The following is a 20,158-nucleotide window of genomic DNA, read 5'->3' as shown; positions in this document are numbered from 1 at the left end:
CCGCGCGCTGTCCGTCGCCCGCCGGCTTCTGGAGCCTAGGACGGGCGAGGGCGCCGCCGGGGGCGGACCGCCCGCCGATTAGCACAATCGGGTGACGCGGCCCCTGGGGAGGGGGAGGTCAGGACTCCTGCGGGGCGGCCGTGACGTCCTGCTCGGGCACGGCCTCGCCGGAGCGGATCAGCTCGATCCGGCCCATGACCTTCGAGCGCAGGTCGCCCGGCACGTCGTCCTGGCCGCAGCACCGCTTGACGAGCTTCTTCACCGCCTGTTCCAACCCGTACTTCTCCAGGCAGGGCGAGCACTCCTCGAAGTGGTGCTCGAACTTCTGGCAGTCGGCATCCGGCATCTCACGGTCGAGGAACTCGTAGAGATGATCGAGGATTTCGCTGCAATCCGTCTCGTGCGGCTCTCCGCAGCTCATGACCCCGAGCCTTTCGCTTCGTTCGACTCTCCGGCACCGGCCGGGACCAGTCCGCGCTCGCGCGCGTAGTCCTCGAGCATGCCGCGCAGCTGACGACGTCCCCGGTGAAGCCGGGACATCACCGTTCCGATGGGTGTCCCCATGATGTCGGCGATCTCCTTGTAGGCAAAGCCCTCGACATCGGCGAGATAGACCGCGATGCGGAACTCCTCCGGGATCGCCTGCAGGGCTTCCTTCACGTCCGAGTCCGGCAGGTGGTCCAGCGCCTGCGACTCGGCGGAGCGCAGACCCGTGGACATGTGCGACTCGGCGCGCGCGAGCTGCCAGTCCTCGATCTCCTCGGCCGCGGAGCGCTGGGGTTCGCGCTGCTTCTTGCGGTACGAGTTGATGAAGGTGTTGGTGAGGATCCGGTACAGCCACGCCTTGAGGTTGGTGCCCTCGCGGAACTGGTGGAAGGACCCGTACGCCTTGGCGTAGGTCTCCTGCACCAGGTCCTCGGCGTCGGCCGGGTTGCGCGTCATGCGCAGCGCGGCCGAGTACATCTGGTCCAGGAACTCGAGTGCGTCCCGTTCGAAGCGCGCGCTGCGCTCCGCGGTCGACTCCGCGCCCCTGCTGCCCTGGCCCTCGGGCTGCTCCGCCTGGCCGTGTTCGGTCCCTGCGTCGGTACCGGGAACCGGACCCACCTCCTCCAGAGTTGTCGTGAGGCCGAGACCGGCCTCACCCGAATCGGAGGATAGACGACGATCCGGTCCGCCCGCCGCCCGAATCGGGGCGGTCTTGGCCGCGTGCAGCACCGTCCAGTCGAGGTCGGCGCGGGCACTGCGGCTCGGGCAGAACGTGGAACCCATGCGGTGGACTTCCTCTCCTACGGCGGCGGTGCCGTTCGACCGGCACGTACGCACCCCACAACAGCGGGGCCCGCCGTCGCATTCCCGCCTCAGTGAAGGGCGGCCGTCCACCGCACGACGGCGTCCGTCACGACCCGCAGCGCCTCCTCCTGTGTGAGGTCCGCGCGCTTCGGCACGGCGAAACCGTGGTCGGCCTGCGCCACCTCGACGAGTTCGTGGCCGCCCTCGGGGAACTCGGCGGGCCTGCCGAAGGGGTCGTTGCCGCCCTGGACGACGAGCGTGGGGACGCCCGCGTCCAGCAGTTCACGCGCGCGGGACTTCTCGGGCCTGCCCGGCGGGTGGAGCGGGAAGCTCAGCGCGAGCACGGCACGGGCGCCGAGTTCCTTCGCGGTGCGGCAGGCGACGCGGGCGCCGGCGCTGCGTCCGCCGGAGATCACCGGCAGGCCCGGCGCGGTCAGCGCGGGCCAGACGCCGCGCCAGCCGGTGTCCAGGGTCTTCGGCGCCGGGGCGACCTTCTTGCCGGCCACCCGCCAGGGCTGCTCGACGAGGGCGACGGTCACGCCGTGCGCGGGGAGGACGGCGGCGAGCGCGGCGAGGTCGCGGGCCTCGATGCCGCCGCCGGCGCCGTGGCTCGCGGCGAGGACGAGGCGCGGTTTCGCGGCGGGGTGCCAGGTGACGCGGGCGTCGCCCGCGTCGGTGGTGATCGTCTCGGTGGTCACGTCAGAAGAGTGTGCCCTCTTCCGGGGCGGCCAGCTCCTTCAGCAGCTCCGGGCCGTTGTTGCGTACGTTGCTGACGGCGGTGGTGACCGGGTAGGCACGCATCAGGCCGGCCGGCGGCGGGGCGAGCAGCCCGCGCAGGTCCTCCGGGTCGGTGCGGGAGGGGTCGAGCCAGGCGTCCCAGCGGTCCGGGGTGAGCATCAGCGGCATCCGCGGGTGGATCTCGGCGAGGGAGTGCGGGCCCTCCTCCGGGGCGACGGCCAGCGGAGTCGTCTCGGCCTCGGTGGTGATCACGGAGCAGGTCACCCACCAGGCCAGGGGGTGGTCGTCGGGCAGCGTGCGGTCGCGCCAGAACTCGTACAGTCCGGCCATCGCGAAGACCGAGCCGTCGGCCGGCGTCACGAAGTAGGGCTGCTTGCGGGGCCGCTTCTTCTTCCCCTCGACCTCCAGGTCGCGCTCCTGCTTGCCGGTGACCCACTCGTAGTAGCCGTCGGCGGGGAGGATGCAGCGGCGGGCGGCGAAGGCGCGGCGGTACGACGGCTTCTCGTGGACGGTCTCCGCGCGCGCGTTGATCATCCGAGCGCCGCCCTCGGGGGTCTTGGACCAGGAGGGCACCAGTCCCCACTTCAGCGTGCGCAGCTGCCGAACCGGGCGGGGGTCGTCCGCGTCCTTCAGTGGACGGGAGAGGACGGCGTGGACCTCCTTGGTCGGCGCCACGTTGTAGTCGGCCTCCAGGGTCTCCTCGGGCTCCCACTTCTCGATCTCGAAGATCCCGGCGAGGTCCTCGGGCCTGCGACTCGCTGCATACCGTCCGCACATACGTGCAACACTGCCAGACTCCGCACGCGTACAGGGAGCGATCCGAAACACATGACGAGCATGGTCAGCACCGCGTCCGTGTCCCTGATGTCCCTCGGCTCCCTCTGGGACGAGGTCTCGGGCACCCAGCCCGACCCGGACCTGTGGGTGGTCGTCGCGACGCTGGTGGCGGCCGCCGCCGTGGTGGTGCCGCAGGCGCCGTGGCGGATCGCGCGCAACGCCGTCACCATCGCCCACGAGGGCGGGCACGGCCTGGTGGCGCTGCTCACCGGCCGCACGCTGACGGGGATACGCCTGCACTCGGACACCAGCGGCCTGACCGTCAGCCGGGGCAAGCCGACCGGCATCGGCATGATCCTCACGGCCGCCGCCGGCTACACCGCTCCCCCGCTGCTGGGCCTGGGCGGGGCCGCGCTGCTCGGCGCGGGACGCGTCACGCTGCTGCTGTGGCTGGCCACTGCGCTGCTGCTGGCGGTGCTCGTGATGATCCGCAACGCCTACGGGGCGGTGTCGGTGCTGGTCACCGGGGGCACGTTCGTGCTGGTGTCGTGGCTGGCGGGGCCGCAGGTGCAGGCGGCGTTCGCGTACGCCGTGGTGTGGTTCCTGCTGCTGGGCGGGGTGCGCCCGGCGTTCGAGCTCCAGGCCAAGCGGGCGCGCGGGGGCGCCGGGGACTCGGACGCGGACCAGCTGTCCCGGCTGACGCACGTGCCGGCGGGGATGTGGCTGTTCCTGTTCCACGCGGTGTCGGTGTGCTCGCTGCTGGGCGGGGGGCGCTGGCTGCTGGGTCTGTGACCGGGCGGGCGGCGGCGACCGGGCGGTCGGGGCGCGGCCCGCGCCGGGCGGTGTTCCGCCTGGCGGGCACGGAACGGCCGGCCTCCTCGCCTCCTTATAAAGTGGCCCCATGGCCCCGAATCCCACGCACACCGCCCTCTGGCCCGCCCCGCACGCGAGCGGAGCCGTCGACGCGACGGTCCACGTGCCCGGGTCCAAGTCGGTCACCAACCGCGCCCTCGTGCTGGCCGCCCTCGCCTCCGAGCCGGGCTGGCTGCGCCGCCCGCTGCGTTCGCGGGACACGCTGCTGATGGCGGGCGGGCTGCGCGCCCTGGGCGTGGAGATCGAGGAGGGGGTCGGTCCCGACGGGACGGGCGAGGCCTGGCGTGTGGTGCCGGCCGGTCTGCACGGCCGGGCCACGGTGGACGTGGGCAACGCGGGCACGGTGATGCGCTTCCTGCCGCCGGTGGCCACCCTGGCGGACGGCCCGGTGCGCTTCGACGGCGACCCGCGGTCGTACGAGCGTCCCCTGAACGGCGTCATCGACGCGCTGCGCCGGCTGGGCGCCCGGATCGACGACGACGACCGGGGCGCGCTGCCGATGACGGTGCACGGCGGGGGCGCGCTGGAGGGCGGCCCGGTCGAGGTGGACGCGTCCTCCTCGTCGCAGTTCGTCAGCGCGCTGCTGCTGTCGGCGCCGCGCTTCAACCAGGGCGTGGAGGTGCGGCACACCGGCGCGACGCTGCCGTCGATGCCGCACATCCGGATGACGGTCGACATGCTGCGCGCGGTCGGGGCCCAGGTCGACACCCCCGAGTCGGGCGGCCGGCCGAACGTCTGGCGGGTCACCCCGGGCGCGCTGCTCGGCCGGGACCTGACGATCGAGCCGGACCTGTCGAACGCTCAGCCGTTCCTGGCGGCGGCGCTGGTCACCGGCGGCAAGGTGGTGATCCCCGACTGGCCCGCGCGGACCACCCAGCCCGGCGACCGGCTGCGGGAGATCTTCACCGAGATGGGCGGCTCCTGCGAGCTGACCGAGTACGGGCTGGTGTTCACCGGCTCCGGCGCGGTGCACGGCATCGACGTGGACCTCGGCGAGGTGGGCGAGCTGACGCCGGGCATCGCGGCCGTCGCGGCCCTCGCGGACTCCCCGTCGACCCTGCGGGGCGTGGCGCATCTGCGGCTGCACGAGACGGACCGGCTGGCCGCGCTGACCAAGGAGATCAACGAGCTGGGCGGCGACGTCACCGAGACGGCCGACGGTCTGCACATCCGCCCGCGCCGGCTGCACGGCGGGGTGTTCCACACCTACGAGGACCACCGCATGGCCACCGCCGGTGCGATCATCGGCCTGGCGGTCGAGGGCGTGCAGATCGAGAACGTGGCGACCACGGCGAAGACCCTGCCGGACTTCCCCGAGCTGTGGACCGGGATGCTCGGGGCGTAGGGGTTCACGATGCGCCGCTACGGCAAGCACACCGACGAGGACGACATCCGCTCCCGCCCCAACCGCAGGGGCAACCGGCCGCGCACCCACATCAGGCCCAAGCACGAGGACGCCGCCGAGGGCATGGTGCTCACGGTCGACCGGGGCCGGCTGACCTGCCTCGTCGAGGACCGCGTCGTGACCGCGATGAAGGCCCGCGAACTGGGCCGCAAGGCCGCCGTGGTGGGCGACCGGGTGGCCCTCGTCGGCGATCTGTCCGGCAGGAAGGACACCCTCGCCCGGATCGTGCGGATCGCGGAACGCACGTCGGTGCTGCGCCGCACCGCCGACGACGACGATCCCTACGAGCGCGTGGTCGTCGCCAACGCCGACCGGCTGGCCGTGGTCACCGCCCTCGCCGACCCCGAGCCCCGGCCGCGCCTGATCGACCGCTGCCTGGTCGCCGCCTACGACGGCGGCCTGGAGCCGCTGCTGGTGCTCACCAAGTCCGACCTGGCCCCGCCCGACAAGCTGCTGGAGCTGTACGGCGACCTGGACATCCCCTACGTCGTCACCAGCCGGGCGGAGCTGGAGAGCGGCGAGGCGGTGGAGCGGGTGCGCGAGCAGCTCGACGGCCGGATCACGGCGTTCGTGGGCCACTCCGGGGTCGGCAAGACGACGCTCGTCAACGCGCTGGTGCCGGAGGAGCGGCGCCGCACCACCGGTCATGTCAACGCGGTGACCGGGCGGGGGCGGCACACCACGACGTCCGCGCTGGCGCTGCCGCTCGCGGGCGCCGAGGGCTGGGTGGTCGACACCCCGGGCGTGCGGTCGTTCGGGCTGGCCCACGTCGATCCGTCGCGGGTCATCCACGCCTTCCCCGACCTGGAGCCGGGCACGGAGGGGTGTCCGCGCGCGTGCAGTCACGACGAGCCGGACTGCGCGCTGGACGACTGGGTGGCTCAGGGCCACGCGGACCCGGCGCGGCTGTACTCGCTGCGGCGGCTGCTCGCCTCGCGGGAGCGCACCGACGGCGACTGACCCTCGTCGTGTTTGCCCTGCGGTGTCACCGGTAAGTGCATAATCGCACCGAGCCGGACACGAACCAGACGAAGCGGTCACTGTACGCGGGGAAAGCGGGAGGACACACATGGCGTGGCTGCTGGTCATCGTCGCCGGGTTGCTCGAGACCGGTTTCGCCGTGTGTCTGAAGCTGTCGCACGGGTTCACCCGGCTGTGGCCGACGGTCGCCTTCTGCGCGTTCGCACTGGGCAGTTTCGGGCTGCTCACGCTGGCGCTGCGGAAGCTGGACGTGGGACCGGCGTACGCGGTGTGGACGGGCATCGGGGCGGCGGGGACGGCCATCTACGGGATGGTGTTCCTCGACGACCTGGTGTCCACCCTGAAGATCGTCTCGATCACCCTGGTGATCGTCGGGGTGATCGGGCTCCAGCTGTCGGGCTCGGCGCACTGAGCTTTCACGGGGGCTGTGCGACGGTGCCGTCCTACGGCACCGGCTGCCGGTGCAGGGCGCCGCGGACCAGCTCGGCCACACCGTCGTCGGGCGGCGGCGCGACCACGCAGGACAGGGCGAGTCTGATCACCAGCTCGCAGGACCGGGCGAGGTCGGCGGTGTCCGCGCGTGCGTGTCCGGGTCCGGCGAGCACGGCGACGGCCCGGTCACGGACCAGGTGCACGAAGTCGGAGGGCGAGGGCAGCGGCCCGTCGGCGCGGCGCTGCGCGGGCACCGGGGAGCCGGACGGCACGGCCGCGAGGGCGGGGGCGGGCAGGCGCTCGCTCCAGCAGCCGGTGAGCATGGCCCGCACCAGGGCGTTCTCGCGGGCGCTCAGTGTGGTCCACTCGGCGGTGGCGGTGAGGCGGTCGCGGGGATCGGCGTGCGCGGTGAGGGCCCGCTCGACGCCGGCCAGATAGCCGTCGGCCTCCCGGCGGACCAGGGCGCGGGCGAGACCGTCCTTGCTGCCGAACTCGTTGTAGAGCGTCTGGCGGGAGACCCCGGCCGCGGCGGCGACGTCCACCATCCGCACGGCGGACCACGGCCGGCGGGCGAGTGCGGTGTAAGCGGCGTCCAGCAGTGACTCCCGCGCTGCAGGCATCATCGCCTCCCTCGGGGCGAGCGGCCGACCCTGCGGTTCAGATTTGACGGGGTGCCGGGGACTGTCAAGGGGTCGCGGAACCGGCCCCCGGTGGCCTGGAACCGATCTCGGCCGATACCGTTCGGTGCATGCCCGACTACCTCGACGACCTGCGTCTCGCCCATGTCCTCGCGGACGCCGCCGACGCCGCGACCATGGACCGGTTCAAGGCTCTCGACCTGAAGGTGGAGACCAAACCCGACATGACGCCGGTGAGCGAGGCGGACAAGGCCGCCGAGGAGCTCATCCGCGGCCACCTCCGGCGCGCCCGCCCGCGCGACGCCGTGCTGGGCGAGGAGTACGGCGTGGAGGGCACCGGCCCGCGCCGCTGGGTGATCGATCCGATCGACGGCACCAAGAACTACGTGCGCGGCGTGCCCGTGTGGGCCACGCTGATCGCGCTCATGGAGGCGGGCGGCGAGGGAGGCTTCCAGCCGGTCGTCGGCGTGGTGTCCGCGCCCGCCCTGGGCCGCCGCTGGTGGGCGGCGAAGGGCCACGGCGCCTACGCCGGACGCAGCCTGTCGTCGGCCACCACGCTCCAGGTCTCCCGCGTCTCGCGGATCTCCGACGCCTCCTTCGCGTACTCCTCGCTCACCGGCTGGGAGGAGCAGGGGCGGCTCGACGGCTTCCTCGACCTCACCCGCGAGGTGTGGCGCACGCGCGCGTACGGCGACTTCTGGCCGTACATGATGGTCGCCGAGGGCTCGGTGGACGTCTGCGCGGAGCCGGAGCTGTCGCTGTGGGACATGGCGGCCACGGCGATCGTGGTGACGGAGGCCGGCGGCACCTTCACCGGCCTCGACGGCCGCCCGGGCCCGCACAGCGGCAACGCCGCCGCGTCGAACGGCCTGCTCCACGACGAACTGCTGGGGTATCTCAACCAGCGGTACTGAACCGGCCGCGCTCGCGCCGCGCGCCCCCGGACGGCCGCGCGCGCCCTCTTGTTGACCTCCGCTTTGCCTGCCACTCTGGGAGTTCCCCCACTTGTGAACTTGTGAAAGCGCGAACGAACGGGCCCTCGGGCCCGTGACGTGGCGTTTTCCGGTAGGAGGTGGCTCCATCCATGCTCGTCCGTGACGCCATGAGCACCGTGGTCCTCACCATCGGCCCCGCCCACACGCTCCGCCAGGCCGCCGCCCTGATGTCCGCGCGCCGGGTGGGCGCGGCCGTGGTCCTCGACCCCGACGGCACCGGGATCGGCATCCTCACCGAACGGGACGTCCTCAACTCCGTGGGTCTGGGCCAGGACCCGGACGCGGAGCGCGCCCACGCCCACACCACCACCGACGTCGTCTTCGCCGCCCCCTCCTGGACGCTGGAGGAGGCGGCGGCCGCCATGGCCCACGGGGGCTTCCGGCATCTGATCGTCCTCGACCGGGGCGGGCCCGCGGGCATCGTCTCGGTCCGCGACATCATCCGCTGCTGGGCACCCGCCCGGCAGCCGGCCCCGCAGGTGCCCGCCTGACGGCACAGGAACGGGCCGGACCCCCGGGAGGGGATCCGGCCCGTCGATCGGCAAGCGGTCCAGCGCTGGGATCAGCCGCGCAGGGCCTGCACCGCGGCCTCCAGCCGCTTGCCGAAGTCCCCGTCGGCCTGGCGGAAGTTGTTGATCGCGCGCTCGGCGATGTCGTCGCGCGTGACACCCGAGAGGGCGTTCGCCAGGTTGTTCACCAGGCGCTCCTTCTCGTCCTCCGACATCAGCCGGTAGAGGTTGCCCGCCTGGACGAAGTCGTTGTCCTCGGCGTGGACGGGCGTGACCGACTCGCCGGTGACCCCGGTGACCGCGACGGGCTGCCACAGCGGGCGGTCCGTCTGGAAGGGGCCGCCGAAGCTGTTCGGCTCGTAGTTCTTCGCGCCCTTGTGGCGGCCGTCGTACAGATGGCCGTCACGGGAGTTGGTGCGCGCCTCGGTGGCGTGCGGGCGGTTCACCGGCAGGTGGTCGGCGTTGATGCCGACGCGGTAGCGGTGGGCGTCGCCGTACGCGAAGAGGCGGCCCTGGAGCATCTTGTCCGGGGAGGGACCGATGCCCGGCACGAAGTGGGCGGGGCTGAAGATCGACTGCTCGACCTCGGCGAAGATGTTCTCCGGGTTGCGGTTGAGCTCCAGCTTGCCGAACTCGACCAGCGGGTAGTCCGCGTGCGGCCAGACCTTGGTCAGGTCGAACGGGTTGAAGCGGTAGGTGGCCGCCTCGGCCGCCGGCATGATCTGGACGTACACGGTCCAGGACGGGTACTCGCCGCGCTCGATGGCCTCGCGCAGGTCGCGCTGGTGCGAGTCGGGGTCCTTGCCCGCGAGGATCTCGGCCTCCTCGGCGGTCAGGTTCTTGATGCCCTGGTCCGTCTTGAAGTGGTACTTGACCCAGAAGGCCTCGCCGGCCTCGTTGTTCCACTGGTAGGTGTGGGAGCCGAAGCCGTCCATGTGGCGGTAGGACGCCGGGATGCCGCGGTCACCGAACAGCCAGGTCACCTGGTGGGTCGACTCGGGCGACAGGCCCCAGAAGTCGAAGACGTTGTCCGCCTCCTGCGAGCCGGTGTACGGGTCGCGCTTCTGGGTGTGGATGAAGTCGGGGAACTTGATGGCGTCGCGGATGAAGAACACCGGGGTGTTGTTGCCGACGAGGTCGTAGTTGCCCTCCTCGGTGTAGAACTTCACCGCGAAACCGCGCGGGTCGCGCACCGCGTCGGCGGCGCCCAGATTGCCCGCGACCGTGGAGAAACGCAGGAAGACCTCGGTCTCCTTGCCCACCTCGGACAGGAACTTCGCCCGGGTGTACGGCGTGACGTCACCGGTCACCGTGAAGGTGCCGTAGGCGCCGGCGCCGCGGGCGTGCACCACGCGCTCCGGGATGCGCTCGCGGTTGAAGTGGGCCAGCTTCTCGAGCAGGAGCTGGTCCTGGACGAGGACCGGGCCGCCGACGCCCGCGGTCTCGCTGTTCTGGTTGTCGGCGACCGGGGCTCCAGCCTCCGTCGTAAGCGGTCCCTGCGTCACGTGCGCCTCCTGCGTCATCACTGCACCTTGCATCTTGGCCAAAGCCGAGCTCGATCCTACAATAGACATTGTCTAAGTCAAGTTAGACTCCAAAGTCACACCCGTTCGGAGCACGACTCCCCCTGCTGTTAGGCTGGTGCCTATGAGTGACCTTCTGGAACGACTTCGCGGACGCGGTTGGCGGATGACCGCGCAGCGCCGTGTGGTGGCCGAGGTCCTCGACGGCGAACACGTCCACCTGACGGCCGACGAGGTGCACGCCAGAGCTGTCGCCAAGCTGCCCGAGATCTCCCGGGCGACCGTCTACAACACCCTGGGCGAGCTGGTCTCGCTCGGTGAGGTGCTGGAGGTCGCGACGGACAAGCGGGCCAAGCGCTACGACCCGAACGCGCACCGGCCGCACCACCACCTGGTGTGCGCGCAGTGCGGGGCGATCCGCGACGTCCACCCGACCGGCAACCCGCTGGCCGACCTGCCCGACACGGAGCGGTTCGGTTTCACGGTGTCCGACGTCGAGGTGACGTACCGCGGCCTCTGCCCCAACTGCGCGGCGGCCTAGCCGGCACACAGGGCTTCCACGGAGCCCCGGCCACTTCCGAGTGCCCGGGGCTCTTCGCGATGCCTGGACGCGGGCCGCATTCCCCTTGGGGAACGACCGAGGGCCGGAACCCTTTCGAATTCCGGCCCTCGGCCATCAGTAGCGGGGACAGGATTTGAACCTGCGACCTCTGGGTTATGAGCCCAGCGAGCTACCGAGCTGCTCCACCCCGCGGCGATGTCTTCAACCTACGTCAAGGTGCCCGACAGAAGCAAATCCATTGTCCGAAGGCGCGGAACCTGGGCAGAGAGCCCCGGGAACGGACGCCTATAGGGGCGCGGGGAACCGCGCGAACGGGGGTCCGGGGGCGAAGCCCCCGAAAGGGCCGAGGGAACCCCCTCACCTACTCAGCCGCGCCCCGCACGCCCTACGCCGACAACTCCTCACGCAGAGCGTCACGCAACCGCACCGCCCGCTCCGTGACCGCCGGAGGCCCCAGCTCGGCCGCCCGGTCGGCCCACCGCTGCCCCTCCGCCAGCTCCCCCCGCCGGGCGTGAACGAGCGCGAGCCGCAGGGCCGCGCGCCCATGGCCGGCGTCGGCCGCGCGGGTCCACCACACCGCCGCCTCCGGCTCGCTGCCCTCCCGTGCCAGCAGCAGCCCCAGGTTGAAGGCGCCGTTGCGCGAGCCCGCCTCCGCGGCCTCCCGGTACCACCGGGCCGCCTCGACGACGTCACCCCGCGCCGCGGCCAGCATGCCGACCCGCACCTGGGCGCGCCGGTGCCCCTGGGTGGCCGCCCGCTCGTACCACTCCTCGCACTCGCTGCGCCGGTGCACCGGCTCCCCCAGCTCGTGCGCGGGCTCCGGCGGCCGGCGGGCGTCCAGCACGGTCGCCAGCCGGTACGCGGCCTCCGCGCTGCCGCCGCCCGCCGCGCACCGCAGGAACCGCTCGGCCTCGCCCTCCTCGCCGTCGCGCAGCCGCGCCATACCGACCTGGAGCGCCGCCTCGGTGTGCCCGGCGGCCGCCGCGCGCTCGTACCAGCGCAGCGCGGCCCGCTCCTCGCCGCGTCCGGCGTGCAGGATGCCGAGGTTGAACGCGGCGTCCACGCTGCCCGCCTCCGCGGCCTTGGAGAACCAGGGCTCCGCGCCGGTCTCGTCCCCCGCCCGCAGCAGCAGGATCGCCAGCGCGTTCGCCGCCTCGCGGTGCCCGGCGTAGGCGGCGCGGCGGTACCACTGCTCGGCCTGCGTGACGCGCCCCTGGTCGGCGCAGAGCAGACCGAGGTTGTACGCGCCGTTGACGTCGCCGGCGTCCATCGCGGCCCGGTACCACCGCTCGGCGGTCTGCGTCTCGCCCCGCTCGGCGTGCAGGGCGCCCAGCGCGTTGGCGGCGTTGCCGTCGCCGTCCTGGGCGGCCCGCAGCCACCACACGGCGGCGTTCTCGGTGTCCCCGGCGTCGCGCAGCAGGAAGCCGAGCGCGCACGCGGCACGCGGCTCGCCGTCCTTGGCGGAGGTCAGGTACCAGCGCCCGGCCTCCTTCAGCTCGCCGCGCTTCTCCAGGATCGTGCCCAGGTGCAGGGCGGCCCGGCGGTGTCCGCGCGCGGCGGCCTGCCGGTACCACTGCTCGGCCTCCTCGACCAGCGCCGCGCCCTCGTCGCCGGACGCCCGCGTGGCCTTGTGGTCCAGGGCGCGGGCGAGCCGGTAGGCGCCCTCGCGGTGGCCGCGCTCGGCGGCGGCCCGCATCCAGCGCTCGCTGCCCTCCGCGTCCCCCCGGTGCTCCAGGAGGTCGGCGAGGGCGTACGCGCCGAGGGTGTGGCCCTGCTCGGCGGACTGGCGCAGCCAGTACTCGGCGGCGGGTTCGTCGCCGCGCTCGCGGTGGTGGCGGCCGAGCGCGTGGGCCGCGGCCGTGGAACCGGCGACGGCCGCGATCCGCCACCATCCGGCGGCCTCGTCGGGGTAGCCCCGCTGGTGCAGCAGGACGCCCAGGTTGTTGGCGGCGGCGCGGTCGCCCGCGGCGGTGGCGGCACGCAGATGGGGTTCGGCACCGTCGAGGTCACCGCGGCGCAGCAGCATGGCGCCGAGGACGCTCATCGCCTCGACGTCGCCGGCCTCGGCGGCGAGGCGCCGGCTCAGCTCCTCCGCGGCCTGGTCGGCCGCCTCCCCCGCGTCGTGGGGATGCTCCTCCCGAGGGGAGGACTGCACAAAACGCCCTGACTCGAACAGAGTTGCCTTGTCCCCCATAACATCCATCGTCGCACCACCTGCAACCTGGGTACACCTGGTATACCGCAGTCAGTGAGGTCACTACAGCGTTTTGTCGACATGCCCACAGAGAGACAAGTCAAACACAGATCGCCCAACTCCCGTCGGCGGCGGGGCCGTCGGAAGGGCGGGTACATGCGTTCGCCCACCACAAAGGCCCGGATTCCGTTGGGAATCCGGGCCTTTGGTGTCGCTGACACGCGACGTCAGTAGCGGGGACAGGATTTGAACCTGCGACCTCTGGGTTATGAGCCCAGCGAGCTACCGAGCTGCTCCACCCCGCGCCGTTGTGTTGCAACCGTAGCACGGCGCGGGGTGGGCCTGTGACCAGGGCGTCTGGTCAGCCGTTCGAGCGTGGGGTCGAGCCGGGGCTCGTACTCGGGTTCGTACTCGGACTCGCGCTCGGGTTGCTCCGTGCGCCGCCGGCCCCGCCGGACTGCGCCGCCTCCGCCTTGCGCAGCGCCTCCTCGAGGTCCTTCTGCGCCCGGCCGTAGGCCTCCCAGTCGTTGTTCTTCAGGGCTTCCTGGCCCGCCTCGAAGGCCGCCTGCGCATCGTTGAGCGCCTCCTGGACCGTCGCCGGCTGCTCCGTGCTCGGCGGGGGCGTGGTGCCCTCGTCCTCGTCGGTGCCGCCGTCGTCCGGCGGTTCGACCGGAGTGCCCTCGCCGCCGAAGACCTTGTCGAGCGCCTTCTCCAGCGTGTCCTCGAACGCCGTCTGCCCGCCGTAGGTCACCAGCACCTTGCGCAGCAGCGGGTACTTCAGTCCGCCACCGCGTACGTAGACCGGCTCCACGTAGAGCAGTCCGCCGTCCAGCGGGACGGTCAGCAGGTTGCCGTACTCGACCTCGGAGTCGCCGCCTCGCAGCAGCCTGATCGTCTCGGCGATGTCCTGCTGGGAGTTGAACTGGCTCTGCACCTGTTTGGGTCCGGAGACCGTGGTGCTGGTCGGCAGTTTCAGGACTCTGATCTTGCCGTAGTCCTCCGTGCCCGGATCGGCGTTGACCGCCATGAACGCGCTCAGGTTGTCACGGCCGTTCGGCGTGAACGTCGTGGTGAGCGAGAAGACCTGCTCGTTCTGGTCGGGCATCTTCATGCTCAGGTAGTACGGCGGGACCGCGTCGCCCGTCTTGTTCGTCGGGTCGTCCGGCACCTGCCAGACCTCGCTGCCGGAGAGGAACGTGTTGGCGTCCTTCACGTGGTAGCGGGTGAGCAGCTCGCGCTGGACCTTGAACAGGTCCTGCGGGTACCGCAGATGGGCCATCAGGTCGCCGGAGATCTCGCTCCGCGGCTGCACGGTGTCCGGGAACGCCTTCATCCACGTCTTCAGGACGGGGTCCTGGGTGTCCCACTGGTAGAGCTTGACCTCGCCGCTGTACGCGTCGACGGTCGCCTTCACCGAGTTGCGGATGTAGTTGACCTGGTTCTGCTGGGCGACCACCGCGCGCTGGTCGTTGGTGGCGGTCAGCGAGTCGGCCGTGGTGTCGCCGAGCGTCGTCCGGGACGCGTACGGGTAGCCGTTGGTGGTCGTGTAGGCGTCGACGATCCACTGGATGCGGCCGTCGATGACCGCCGGGTAGGCGTCGCCGTCGATGGTCAGCCAGGGCGCGATCGCCTCGACGCGCTCCTTGGGCGTGCGGTTGTACAGGATCCGCGAACCCTCGCCGATGGCGCCGGAGTAGAGGATCTGCGGCTCGCCGAACGCGACCGCGTAGGCGGCCCGGTTCACCGGGTTCTCGAGGTTGACGCCGCTGTCGCCCTGGTAGCTGTACGTCTTCTCGCCGCTGTCGTCGGAGTAGTCGATCTCCTTCTGGGGACCGCCGACGATCGAGTACGTGGTCGTGCGCTCGCCGTAGTAGACGCGCTGCTCGTACGAGCCGAGGTCGCCCTTGGAGGGCAGGTCGGACTCGGTGAACGCCGGGCCTCCGCCGGAGGCGGCGCTGGTGCCCTCGGCGGCGACGACGCCGTAGCCGTGGGTGTAGCGGAAGTGGTCGTTGATCCAGTTCCGCTTCGGGATGCCCGCGTAGTTCAGCTCGCGCAGGCCGATGACGGTGTCCTGCTCCTTGCCGTCCTTGGCGTACCGGTCGACGTCCAGGTTGGTCGGGAACGCGTAGTAGTTCTTGATCTGCTGGATCTGCTGGAACGTCGGCGAGACGACGTTCGGGTCCATGATGCGGATGCTGGCCGCGCCCGCCACGTCGTCCCGCAGCTTCGCCTGGTCCTTGGTCTCGGCGACGCCCGGGTACTCGGTGACCTGGGAGTCGTCGATGCCGTAGGCCTCACGCGTGGCCTTGAGGTTCTTCTCGACGTACGGCGCCTCCTTGGCCTGCTCGTTCGGCTGGACCTGGAACTTCTGCACGATAGCCGGGTACAGGCCGCCGATGAGGATCGCCGACAGCACCATCAGGCCGAAGCCGATGACCGGCAGCTGCCAGGTGCGCCGCCACAGGGTGGCGAAGAACAGCAGCGCGCAGATCACGGCGATGCAGAACAGGATCGTCTTCGCGGGCAGGTAGGCGTTCGCGTCGACGTAGCGCAGACCGGTCCAGCTGTCGGTGGCCCTGAAGTCGCTGGACTTCACGGCCAGTCCGTACCGGTCGAGCCAGTACGCGACCGCCTTCAGCGCGACGAAGATGCCGAGCAGCACCGACAGGTGCCCGGTGGCGGCGGCCGTGGCGCGCGCGCCCGGGCTGGTGACGCGCAGCCCGCCGTACAGGTAGTGGGTGAGCGCGGCGGCGATCAGCCCCAGGACGGCGGCGGCGAAGCCGAAGCCCAGCAGGAACCGGTACCAGGGCAGGTCGAAGGCGTAGAAGGAGACGTCGAGGTGGAACTGCGGGTCCTTCTGCCCGAAGGACACGCCGTTGACCCACATCAGCCACGTCCGCCACTGGCTGGAGGCCGAGGCGCCCGCGATCAGGCCGACCAGCGCGGTGATGCCGAGCAGCAGCCACTTCTTGTAGGGCGCGATCCCCATCCGGTACCGGTCGAGGTTCTGCTGCTCCATCGACATGGCGCTCAGCGGCGGCCGCAGGCGGTGCGCCAGCCAGATGTTGAAGCCGACCGAGACGGCCATGAGCAGACCGAAGACGAAGAACAGCCCGATCTTGGTCGACAGCGTCGTCGTGAACACGGACGAGTAGTTGACCGACCGGTACCACAGCCAGTCGGTCCAGAAGCCCGCGAACATGGTGAACACCATGCCGAGGACGGCAAGGACGCCCAGTGTCATGAGCAGGGTCCGGACCCGCCGCGACGGCCGGCCGACTCTGATCCGTGGCCCCGTCGGGCCTCCGCCGCGGTCCGGCATCTGGAAAGCCAAGGTAGGCACCTCGAAGTTCGCTGTCGATTCGTCGAGCCCGCGTCTTCACGGACCGTCGTGGTCCCCCGTGATCGCGGGCCCACACCCTATGCAACTTACTCACGCTTTACTCGGTTCCCGTTTCCGGCCAGGAACGAGAGAGGATTGTGACCATGTCCAACACACCCATGGCCGCGAACCCCCTCACCCGGGCCGTGCTCGAGATCGACGAGTACGTGTCCGGGCTGGGCTGGGACCAGCCCGCCCGCCTGTTCGCCCTCGTAGACACCGCCCGGCTCCGGGCGGAGCAGCCCTCCCTCGCGGACCGCCTCGGCCTGGACGGCGGGGAGGAGTCCGCCGCCCTCACCCCGATCGAGCAGGAGGAGATTCCCGCCGGCAAGCCGCTCGACGAGTTCCTCGGCACCATCGCCTGGCCCGACGCCGTCACCGGCTGCGCGCTCACCGTGGAGCGGCTGATGCTGCCGCCGTCCGCGGAGGCGCAGGTCCCGAAGGACCTGGACGAGGCCGCGCTCACCAGGTGGGTGGCGGAGCACCCGGAGCGTCAGGAGGTCCGGATGACCGTCGCGGTGCTGCGCGACGGGTCCCGCGACTCGGCGCTGCGGCTGCGGGAGAAGGACTCCCCGACCGAGGTGCTCACCGGCTCGGACCTGGTGCCGGGTCTGGCGCAGGCGCTGACGGCGACGTTCGAGGAGTAGCCGGCCCGGTCAGGACGAGGTGCACGCCGGAAGGTCGGCGGTGTCGCCCGCGCGGATGTCCTTCAGGGCGTCCAGGGCGTCGTCGATCGTGCCGACCTTCACCAGGGTGAGGCCGTCGGGGGTGTCCTTGGCGGCGGCGGCGCAGTTGTCGGCGGGCGTGAGGAAGTACTCGGCGCCCTTGTCGCGCGCGCCGACCGTCTTCATCTCGATGCCGCCGATCGGCCCGACCTTGCCGTCGTCGTCGATGGTGCCGGTGCCCGCGACGAACTCACCGCCGGTGAGGCTGCCCGGGGTGAGCTTGTCGTAGATGCCGAGCGCGAACATCAGTCCGGCGCTGGGGCCGCCCACGTCGGCGAGCTTGATGTCGACGTCGAACGGGAAGGTGTGGTCGGTCCCGGCCGAGATGCCGACGACGGCGCGCTTCTCGCCGGCGTCGTCGGAGGTCCGGGTGGTGATGGTGACCTTCTCGGTCTTCGTCGCCGTGCGCTTCTGCTTCTCGGCGGCGGCCTGCTCCTTGGCGGGCACGATGGTGAAGACGACGTCCTCGCCCGGCTTGTGCTCGGTCACCAGGTCGGCGACGTCGGAGGGCTCCTTCACCGGCTTGCCGTCGACCGCCTTGATCACGTCGCCGGCATGCAGCCTGCCCTCGGCGGGCGCGTCCTTGACGACCGTGGAGACGATCACCCAGGACTTCACCGGGATGTCCAGCTCCTTCAGGGCCGCCACCTTGGCGCTCTCCTGGGACTGGCTGAACTCCTCGGCGTTCTCCTGGGTCGACTCCTCCTCCGTCTTGCCGTTCGGGTAGAGGGTGTCGTGCGGGACGACCTTGGTGTCGTGCGCGAGCCAGCCGTACACGGCCTCGACGAGGTTCATCCGGTAGTCGGCGCTGGTGACCCGCACGGTGGTCATGTTGAGGTGACCGTCCGTCGGGTAGGTCTTGTGCCCGGCGATCTGGAGCACCGGTTCGCCGCCGTGCTCGCCCAGTGTGTTCACCGTCGGCCCCGGCGACATCTCCGCGTAGGGCACGGGGATGAAGACTCCCGCGCACAGGAGCGCGATCAGCATCAGGGTGGAGGCGAGCATCGTCGCCGTACGGCGTGGCATGCCTCGACAGTACGGGACGGACCTGTCAGCGCACCGTCAGGGCCGCCCGGTCGGGCGGCCCCGGCCCCGCCGCACGCCCCGAACTGCGGTTTCCCCAGCTCAGCTGCCCGCGCGCTCCCGCTCCATCGCCTCACGGAAACGGGCGTACCCGATGAGTTCGGGACCGTCGCCGCGCACCTTGCGGGTCCGGTTGGCCCAACTGCCCCACAGCCCCGCTCCGATCGCGGCCACCAGCGGAATCAGCAACCAGGCAAGCGCCGCCATGCCGACCTCCCAACCCCATGAGCGTCCGCAACACTGACTGATCAGCAGATTAACCATCCGCAGTGACAACGCTCACCTCAGGGGTGCGGTTACGCAACCGCACGGAAGGAGGTGCTGACGGAACCGGCGGTCCTAGACGCCGACCCATTCCTCGGTGCCGTCGGAGAAGCGCTGGTGCTTCCAGATGGGCACCTCGTGCTTGATGTCGTCGATCAGCTTGCGGCAGGCCTCGAACGCCTCGCCCCGGTGCGCGCACGACACGCCGACGACCACGGCGAGGTCCCCGACCTTCAGATTTCCCACCCGGTGGGCCGCGGCCAGCGCCCGCACGGGGAAGTCCGCGACGACCTTCTCCGCGATCCGCCGCATCTCGTCCTCGGCGCTCGGATGGCAGGAGTAGCCCAGCTCGTCCACGTCGGCGCCGCCGTCGTGGTTGCGCACGGTCCCCACGAAGAGCGCCGTCCCGCCGGCCGCGTCGTCGCCCACCGCGCGCAGGATCTCGTCCACGGACAGCGGGGTGTCGCGGATCGCGATCAGCTTGACCGGGTCCTGGGCGGGCTGCTCACCGGGGTGGTCCGTCATGGGTGCCATGGCCCCATCGTGCCCCACCGCGCCGGCCGCGCGGAACAGCAGAATCCCCCACTACGCGCGCGTGGGGCTTCGGAGACTCCTCCAAGGGTGGCGCTCCGCGTCAGATGCGGCGGCGCGCCTTCCGCGCCCGGCGCACCACCGCCGCCGCGCCGAGCAGCGCGACCGTCGCGCCCGCCGCGCCCGCGGCCGTCGCGTCCTTGCGGCCCAGCCGGCGGCCCGCCACCGTGTGCCGTCCGGACACCTCCTCGAGCAGCTGCGCGAGCACCTCCTCGTTGGTGTACGAGGGACGCCACCCGGCGTCGTGCAGCCTGCTGCCGCTGACCACCCAGGGGTACATCGTGTACGCCAGGTCCCCGGCCGGGGACGGGGTGAGCCCGATGCGGTGCAGCCGGGCCGCCGCGCCGAGCGCCACCGCCGACGGCAGCTCCATCCGCCGGATGCCGCTGAGCTCCTCGACCTCCTCCTGCTCCAGCCAGCCGTCGCAGCCCACGGCCAGCTCGCCGTCGACCTTCTCCAGCACGGCGTACTCCAGGGCGCTGCACAGGTCCTCGACGTGGCAGAACTGCCAGGCGGGCCGGGAACCGGCCACCACCAGCAGCCGGGGCGACTCGAAGTACCTGGTCAGCGCGGTGTCGGTGCCGCCGACCAGCACGGCGGGGCGCACCACGGTCACGTTGAGCCCGGGGTGCGCGCGGGGCGCCCGGCGGGCCAGCCGCTCGATCTCCAGGAGGTCGCCGACGCCCGTGGCCTCGGCGGTGGCGCGCAGCTCCGCGTCCTCGGACAGCGGCAGCTCGTTGTCGGGCAGCGCCCCGTAGACCATCGTCGAGGTGCACAGCACCACCCGGTGCACGCCGGCGGCCGCGGCCGCGGTGAGCACGGTCTGCGTGCCGCGGACGTTGTAGGCCGTCCGGGCGGCCGCATCGGTCTCCAGATCCAGGTCGAGGGCCAGGTGGACGACCACGTCGGCGCCGCGCAGCCGGTCCGCGATCGCGGGGTCGCGGACGTCCAAGATGTGCCACTCGGCCTCGGCGCACTCGCCGCGCCGCTCGTCGACGGCGACGACCTGCTTGACCTCCTCCGACGCGGCGAGCCGCGCGGTGAGCAGGGCTCCGACGCCGGAGGCGGCACCGGTGACCGCCACGACGGGCCCGCGGGGCGGAGGACTGGTTGACTTGTTTCGCGCTGCGCGAACCTGCGGATCTGGGGAACTCACCGGGCGTCTCCAGCGGTTGTCTTCAGTACGGGCGCGAGCG

20 protein-coding genes and 2 tRNA genes are annotated in these 20,158 nt (G+C 71.7%); 8 read left to right on the top strand and 14 right to left on the bottom strand.

Going from position 1 to position 20,158, the window contains the following annotated elements; translation table 11 throughout:
• Positions 1 to 118: 118 nt before the first annotated feature.
• The 4 genes from rsrA to ACFOSY_RS03830 form a co-directional block, all read right to left on the bottom strand.
• Positions 119 to 421: a mycothiol system anti-sigma-R factor gene (gene rsrA, locus ACFOSY_RS03845; protein WP_394305269.1), complete on the bottom strand. Its 303-nt coding sequence runs from the start codon at positions 419 to 421 to the stop codon at positions 119 to 121.
• Positions 418 to 1,104, bottom strand: coding sequence for an RNA polymerase sigma factor SigR (sigR, locus tag ACFOSY_RS03840; protein WP_394305441.1), 687 nt, complete (start codon positions 1,102 to 1,104; stop codon positions 418 to 420). The genes rsrA and sigR overlap by 4 nt, the downstream gene beginning before the upstream one ends.
• 254 nt (positions 1,105 to 1,358) lie before the next feature.
• On the bottom strand, positions 1,359 to 1,988 hold the full coding sequence (locus ACFOSY_RS03835) for an alpha/beta hydrolase family protein (protein ID WP_394305268.1): 630 nt from the start codon (positions 1,986 to 1,988) through the stop codon (positions 1,359 to 1,361).
• A 1-nt stretch (position 1,989) separates the two neighbouring features.
• A complete protein-coding gene (locus tag ACFOSY_RS03830) occupies positions 1,990 to 2,805 on the bottom strand; it encodes an SOS response-associated peptidase (RefSeq protein ID WP_394305267.1) in 816 nt (271 codons plus the stop codon).
• A gap of 60 nt (positions 2,806 to 2,865) precedes the next feature.
• Here ACFOSY_RS03830 and ACFOSY_RS03825 point away from each other — a divergent pair, with 60 nt between their 5' ends.
• The 4 genes from ACFOSY_RS03825 (at position 2,866) to ACFOSY_RS03810 (ending at position 6,476) form a co-directional block, all read left to right on the top strand.
• A complete protein-coding gene (locus tag ACFOSY_RS03825) occupies positions 2,866 to 3,597 on the top strand; it encodes a M50 family metallopeptidase (protein ID WP_394305440.1) in 732 nt (243 codons plus the stop codon).
• Positions 3,598 to 3,706: 109 nt separating this feature from the next.
• Entirely contained in the window at positions 3,707 to 5,023 is a 1,317-nt protein-coding gene (gene aroA, locus ACFOSY_RS03820) for a 3-phosphoshikimate 1-carboxyvinyltransferase (protein WP_394305266.1), read from the top strand.
• A gap of 9 nt (positions 5,024 to 5,032) precedes the next feature.
• Entirely contained in the window at positions 5,033 to 6,043 is a 1,011-nt protein-coding gene (gene rsgA, locus ACFOSY_RS03815) for a ribosome small subunit-dependent GTPase A (protein WP_394305265.1), read from the top strand.
• Between the two features lie 109 nt (positions 6,044 to 6,152).
• Positions 6,153 to 6,476 carry a DMT family transporter gene (locus ACFOSY_RS03810; RefSeq protein ID WP_394305264.1) on the top strand — a complete coding sequence of 108 codons (324 nt, stop codon included), beginning with the start codon at positions 6,153 to 6,155 and terminating at the stop codon, positions 6,474 to 6,476.
• 31 nt (positions 6,477 to 6,507) lie between these two features.
• On the opposite strand, the gene ACFOSY_RS03805 is transcribed toward ACFOSY_RS03810, so the two are convergent.
• On the bottom strand, positions 6,508 to 7,119 hold the full coding sequence (locus ACFOSY_RS03805; protein ID WP_394305263.1) for a TetR/AcrR family transcriptional regulator: 612 nt from the start codon (positions 7,117 to 7,119) through the stop codon (positions 6,508 to 6,510).
• Positions 7,120 to 7,244: 125 nt separating this feature from the next.
• Here ACFOSY_RS03805 and hisN point away from each other — a divergent pair, with 125 nt between their 5' ends.
• Both hisN and ACFOSY_RS03795 read left to right on the top strand, forming a co-directional pair.
• A complete protein-coding gene (hisN, locus tag ACFOSY_RS03800; protein WP_006134727.1) occupies positions 7,245 to 8,048 on the top strand; it encodes a histidinol-phosphatase in 804 nt (267 codons plus the stop codon).
• Between the two features lie 170 nt (positions 8,049 to 8,218).
• On the top strand, positions 8,219 to 8,620 hold the full coding sequence (locus ACFOSY_RS03795; RefSeq protein ID WP_394305262.1) for a CBS domain-containing protein: 402 nt from the start codon (positions 8,219 to 8,221) through the stop codon (positions 8,618 to 8,620).
• A gap of 71 nt (positions 8,621 to 8,691) precedes the next feature.
• Here ACFOSY_RS03795 and ACFOSY_RS03790 read toward each other — a convergent pair whose 3' ends face one another.
• On the bottom strand, positions 8,692 to 10,143 hold the full coding sequence (locus ACFOSY_RS03790; RefSeq protein ID WP_394305261.1) for a catalase: 1,452 nt from the start codon (positions 10,141 to 10,143) through the stop codon (positions 8,692 to 8,694).
• A 142-nt stretch (positions 10,144 to 10,285) separates the two neighbouring features.
• Between ACFOSY_RS03790 and ACFOSY_RS03785 the strand changes: the two genes are divergently transcribed.
• Positions 10,286 to 10,702: a Fur family transcriptional regulator gene (locus ACFOSY_RS03785; RefSeq protein WP_260830635.1), complete on the top strand. Its 417-nt coding sequence runs from the start codon at positions 10,286 to 10,288 to the stop codon at positions 10,700 to 10,702.
• 139 nt (positions 10,703 to 10,841) lie between these two features.
• Here the strand turns inward: ACFOSY_RS03785 and ACFOSY_RS03780 are convergent.
• From ACFOSY_RS03780 to ACFOSY_RS03765, 4 genes are all read right to left on the bottom strand, one after another.
• Positions 10,842 to 10,915 (bottom strand) — tRNA-Met (locus ACFOSY_RS03780).
• Between the two features lie 193 nt (positions 10,916 to 11,108).
• Positions 11,109 to 12,926 carry a tetratricopeptide repeat protein gene (locus ACFOSY_RS03775; protein WP_394305260.1) on the bottom strand — a complete coding sequence of 606 codons (1,818 nt, stop codon included), beginning with the start codon at positions 12,924 to 12,926 and terminating at the stop codon, positions 11,109 to 11,111.
• Positions 12,927 to 13,148: 222 nt separating this feature from the next.
• Positions 13,149 to 13,222, bottom strand: a tRNA-Met gene (locus ACFOSY_RS03770).
• A 56-nt stretch (positions 13,223 to 13,278) separates the two neighbouring features.
• Complete coding sequence (locus tag ACFOSY_RS03765; RefSeq protein ID WP_394305259.1) at positions 13,279 to 16,260, bottom strand: UPF0182 family membrane protein; 2,982 nt, start codon at positions 16,258 to 16,260, stop codon at positions 13,279 to 13,281.
• 143 nt (positions 16,261 to 16,403) lie between these two features.
• On the opposite strand from ACFOSY_RS03765, the gene ACFOSY_RS03760 reads away from it, so the two are divergent.
• Positions 16,404 to 16,946 (top strand): PPA1309 family protein, encoded by a 543-nt coding sequence (locus ACFOSY_RS03760; RefSeq protein ID WP_394305258.1) that lies wholly within the window; start codon positions 16,404 to 16,406, stop codon positions 16,944 to 16,946.
• 9 nt (positions 16,947 to 16,955) lie between these two features.
• Here ACFOSY_RS03760 and ACFOSY_RS03755 read toward each other — a convergent pair whose 3' ends face one another.
• From ACFOSY_RS03755 to ACFOSY_RS03740, 4 genes are all read right to left on the bottom strand, one after another.
• On the bottom strand, positions 16,956 to 18,050 hold the full coding sequence (locus ACFOSY_RS03755; RefSeq protein WP_394305257.1) for a YlbL family protein: 1,095 nt from the start codon (positions 18,048 to 18,050) through the stop codon (positions 16,956 to 16,958).
• 99 nt (positions 18,051 to 18,149) lie between these two features.
• Complete coding sequence (locus tag ACFOSY_RS03750) at positions 18,150 to 18,314, bottom strand: hypothetical protein (protein WP_006134719.1); 165 nt, start codon at positions 18,312 to 18,314, stop codon at positions 18,150 to 18,152.
• A gap of 132 nt (positions 18,315 to 18,446) precedes the next feature.
• The gene (locus ACFOSY_RS03745) at positions 18,447 to 18,905 is read right to left on the bottom strand and encodes a molybdenum cofactor biosynthesis protein MoaE (protein ID WP_394305256.1); all 459 of its coding nucleotides are present in this window, start codon (positions 18,903 to 18,905) and stop codon (positions 18,447 to 18,449) included.
• A gap of 100 nt (positions 18,906 to 19,005) precedes the next feature.
• The gene (locus ACFOSY_RS03740) at positions 19,006 to 20,118 is read right to left on the bottom strand and encodes an SDR family oxidoreductase (RefSeq protein ID WP_031020471.1); all 1,113 of its coding nucleotides are present in this window, start codon (positions 20,116 to 20,118) and stop codon (positions 19,006 to 19,008) included.
• Positions 20,119 to 20,158: the final 40 nt, after the last annotated feature.

This window comes from Streptomyces lusitanus, assembly GCF_042647945.1.
GTDB lineage: Bacteria > Actinomycetota > Actinomycetes > Streptomycetales > Streptomycetaceae > Streptomyces > Streptomyces pseudogriseolus.
This window is presented reverse-complemented; position numbering and strand designations above follow the sequence as displayed.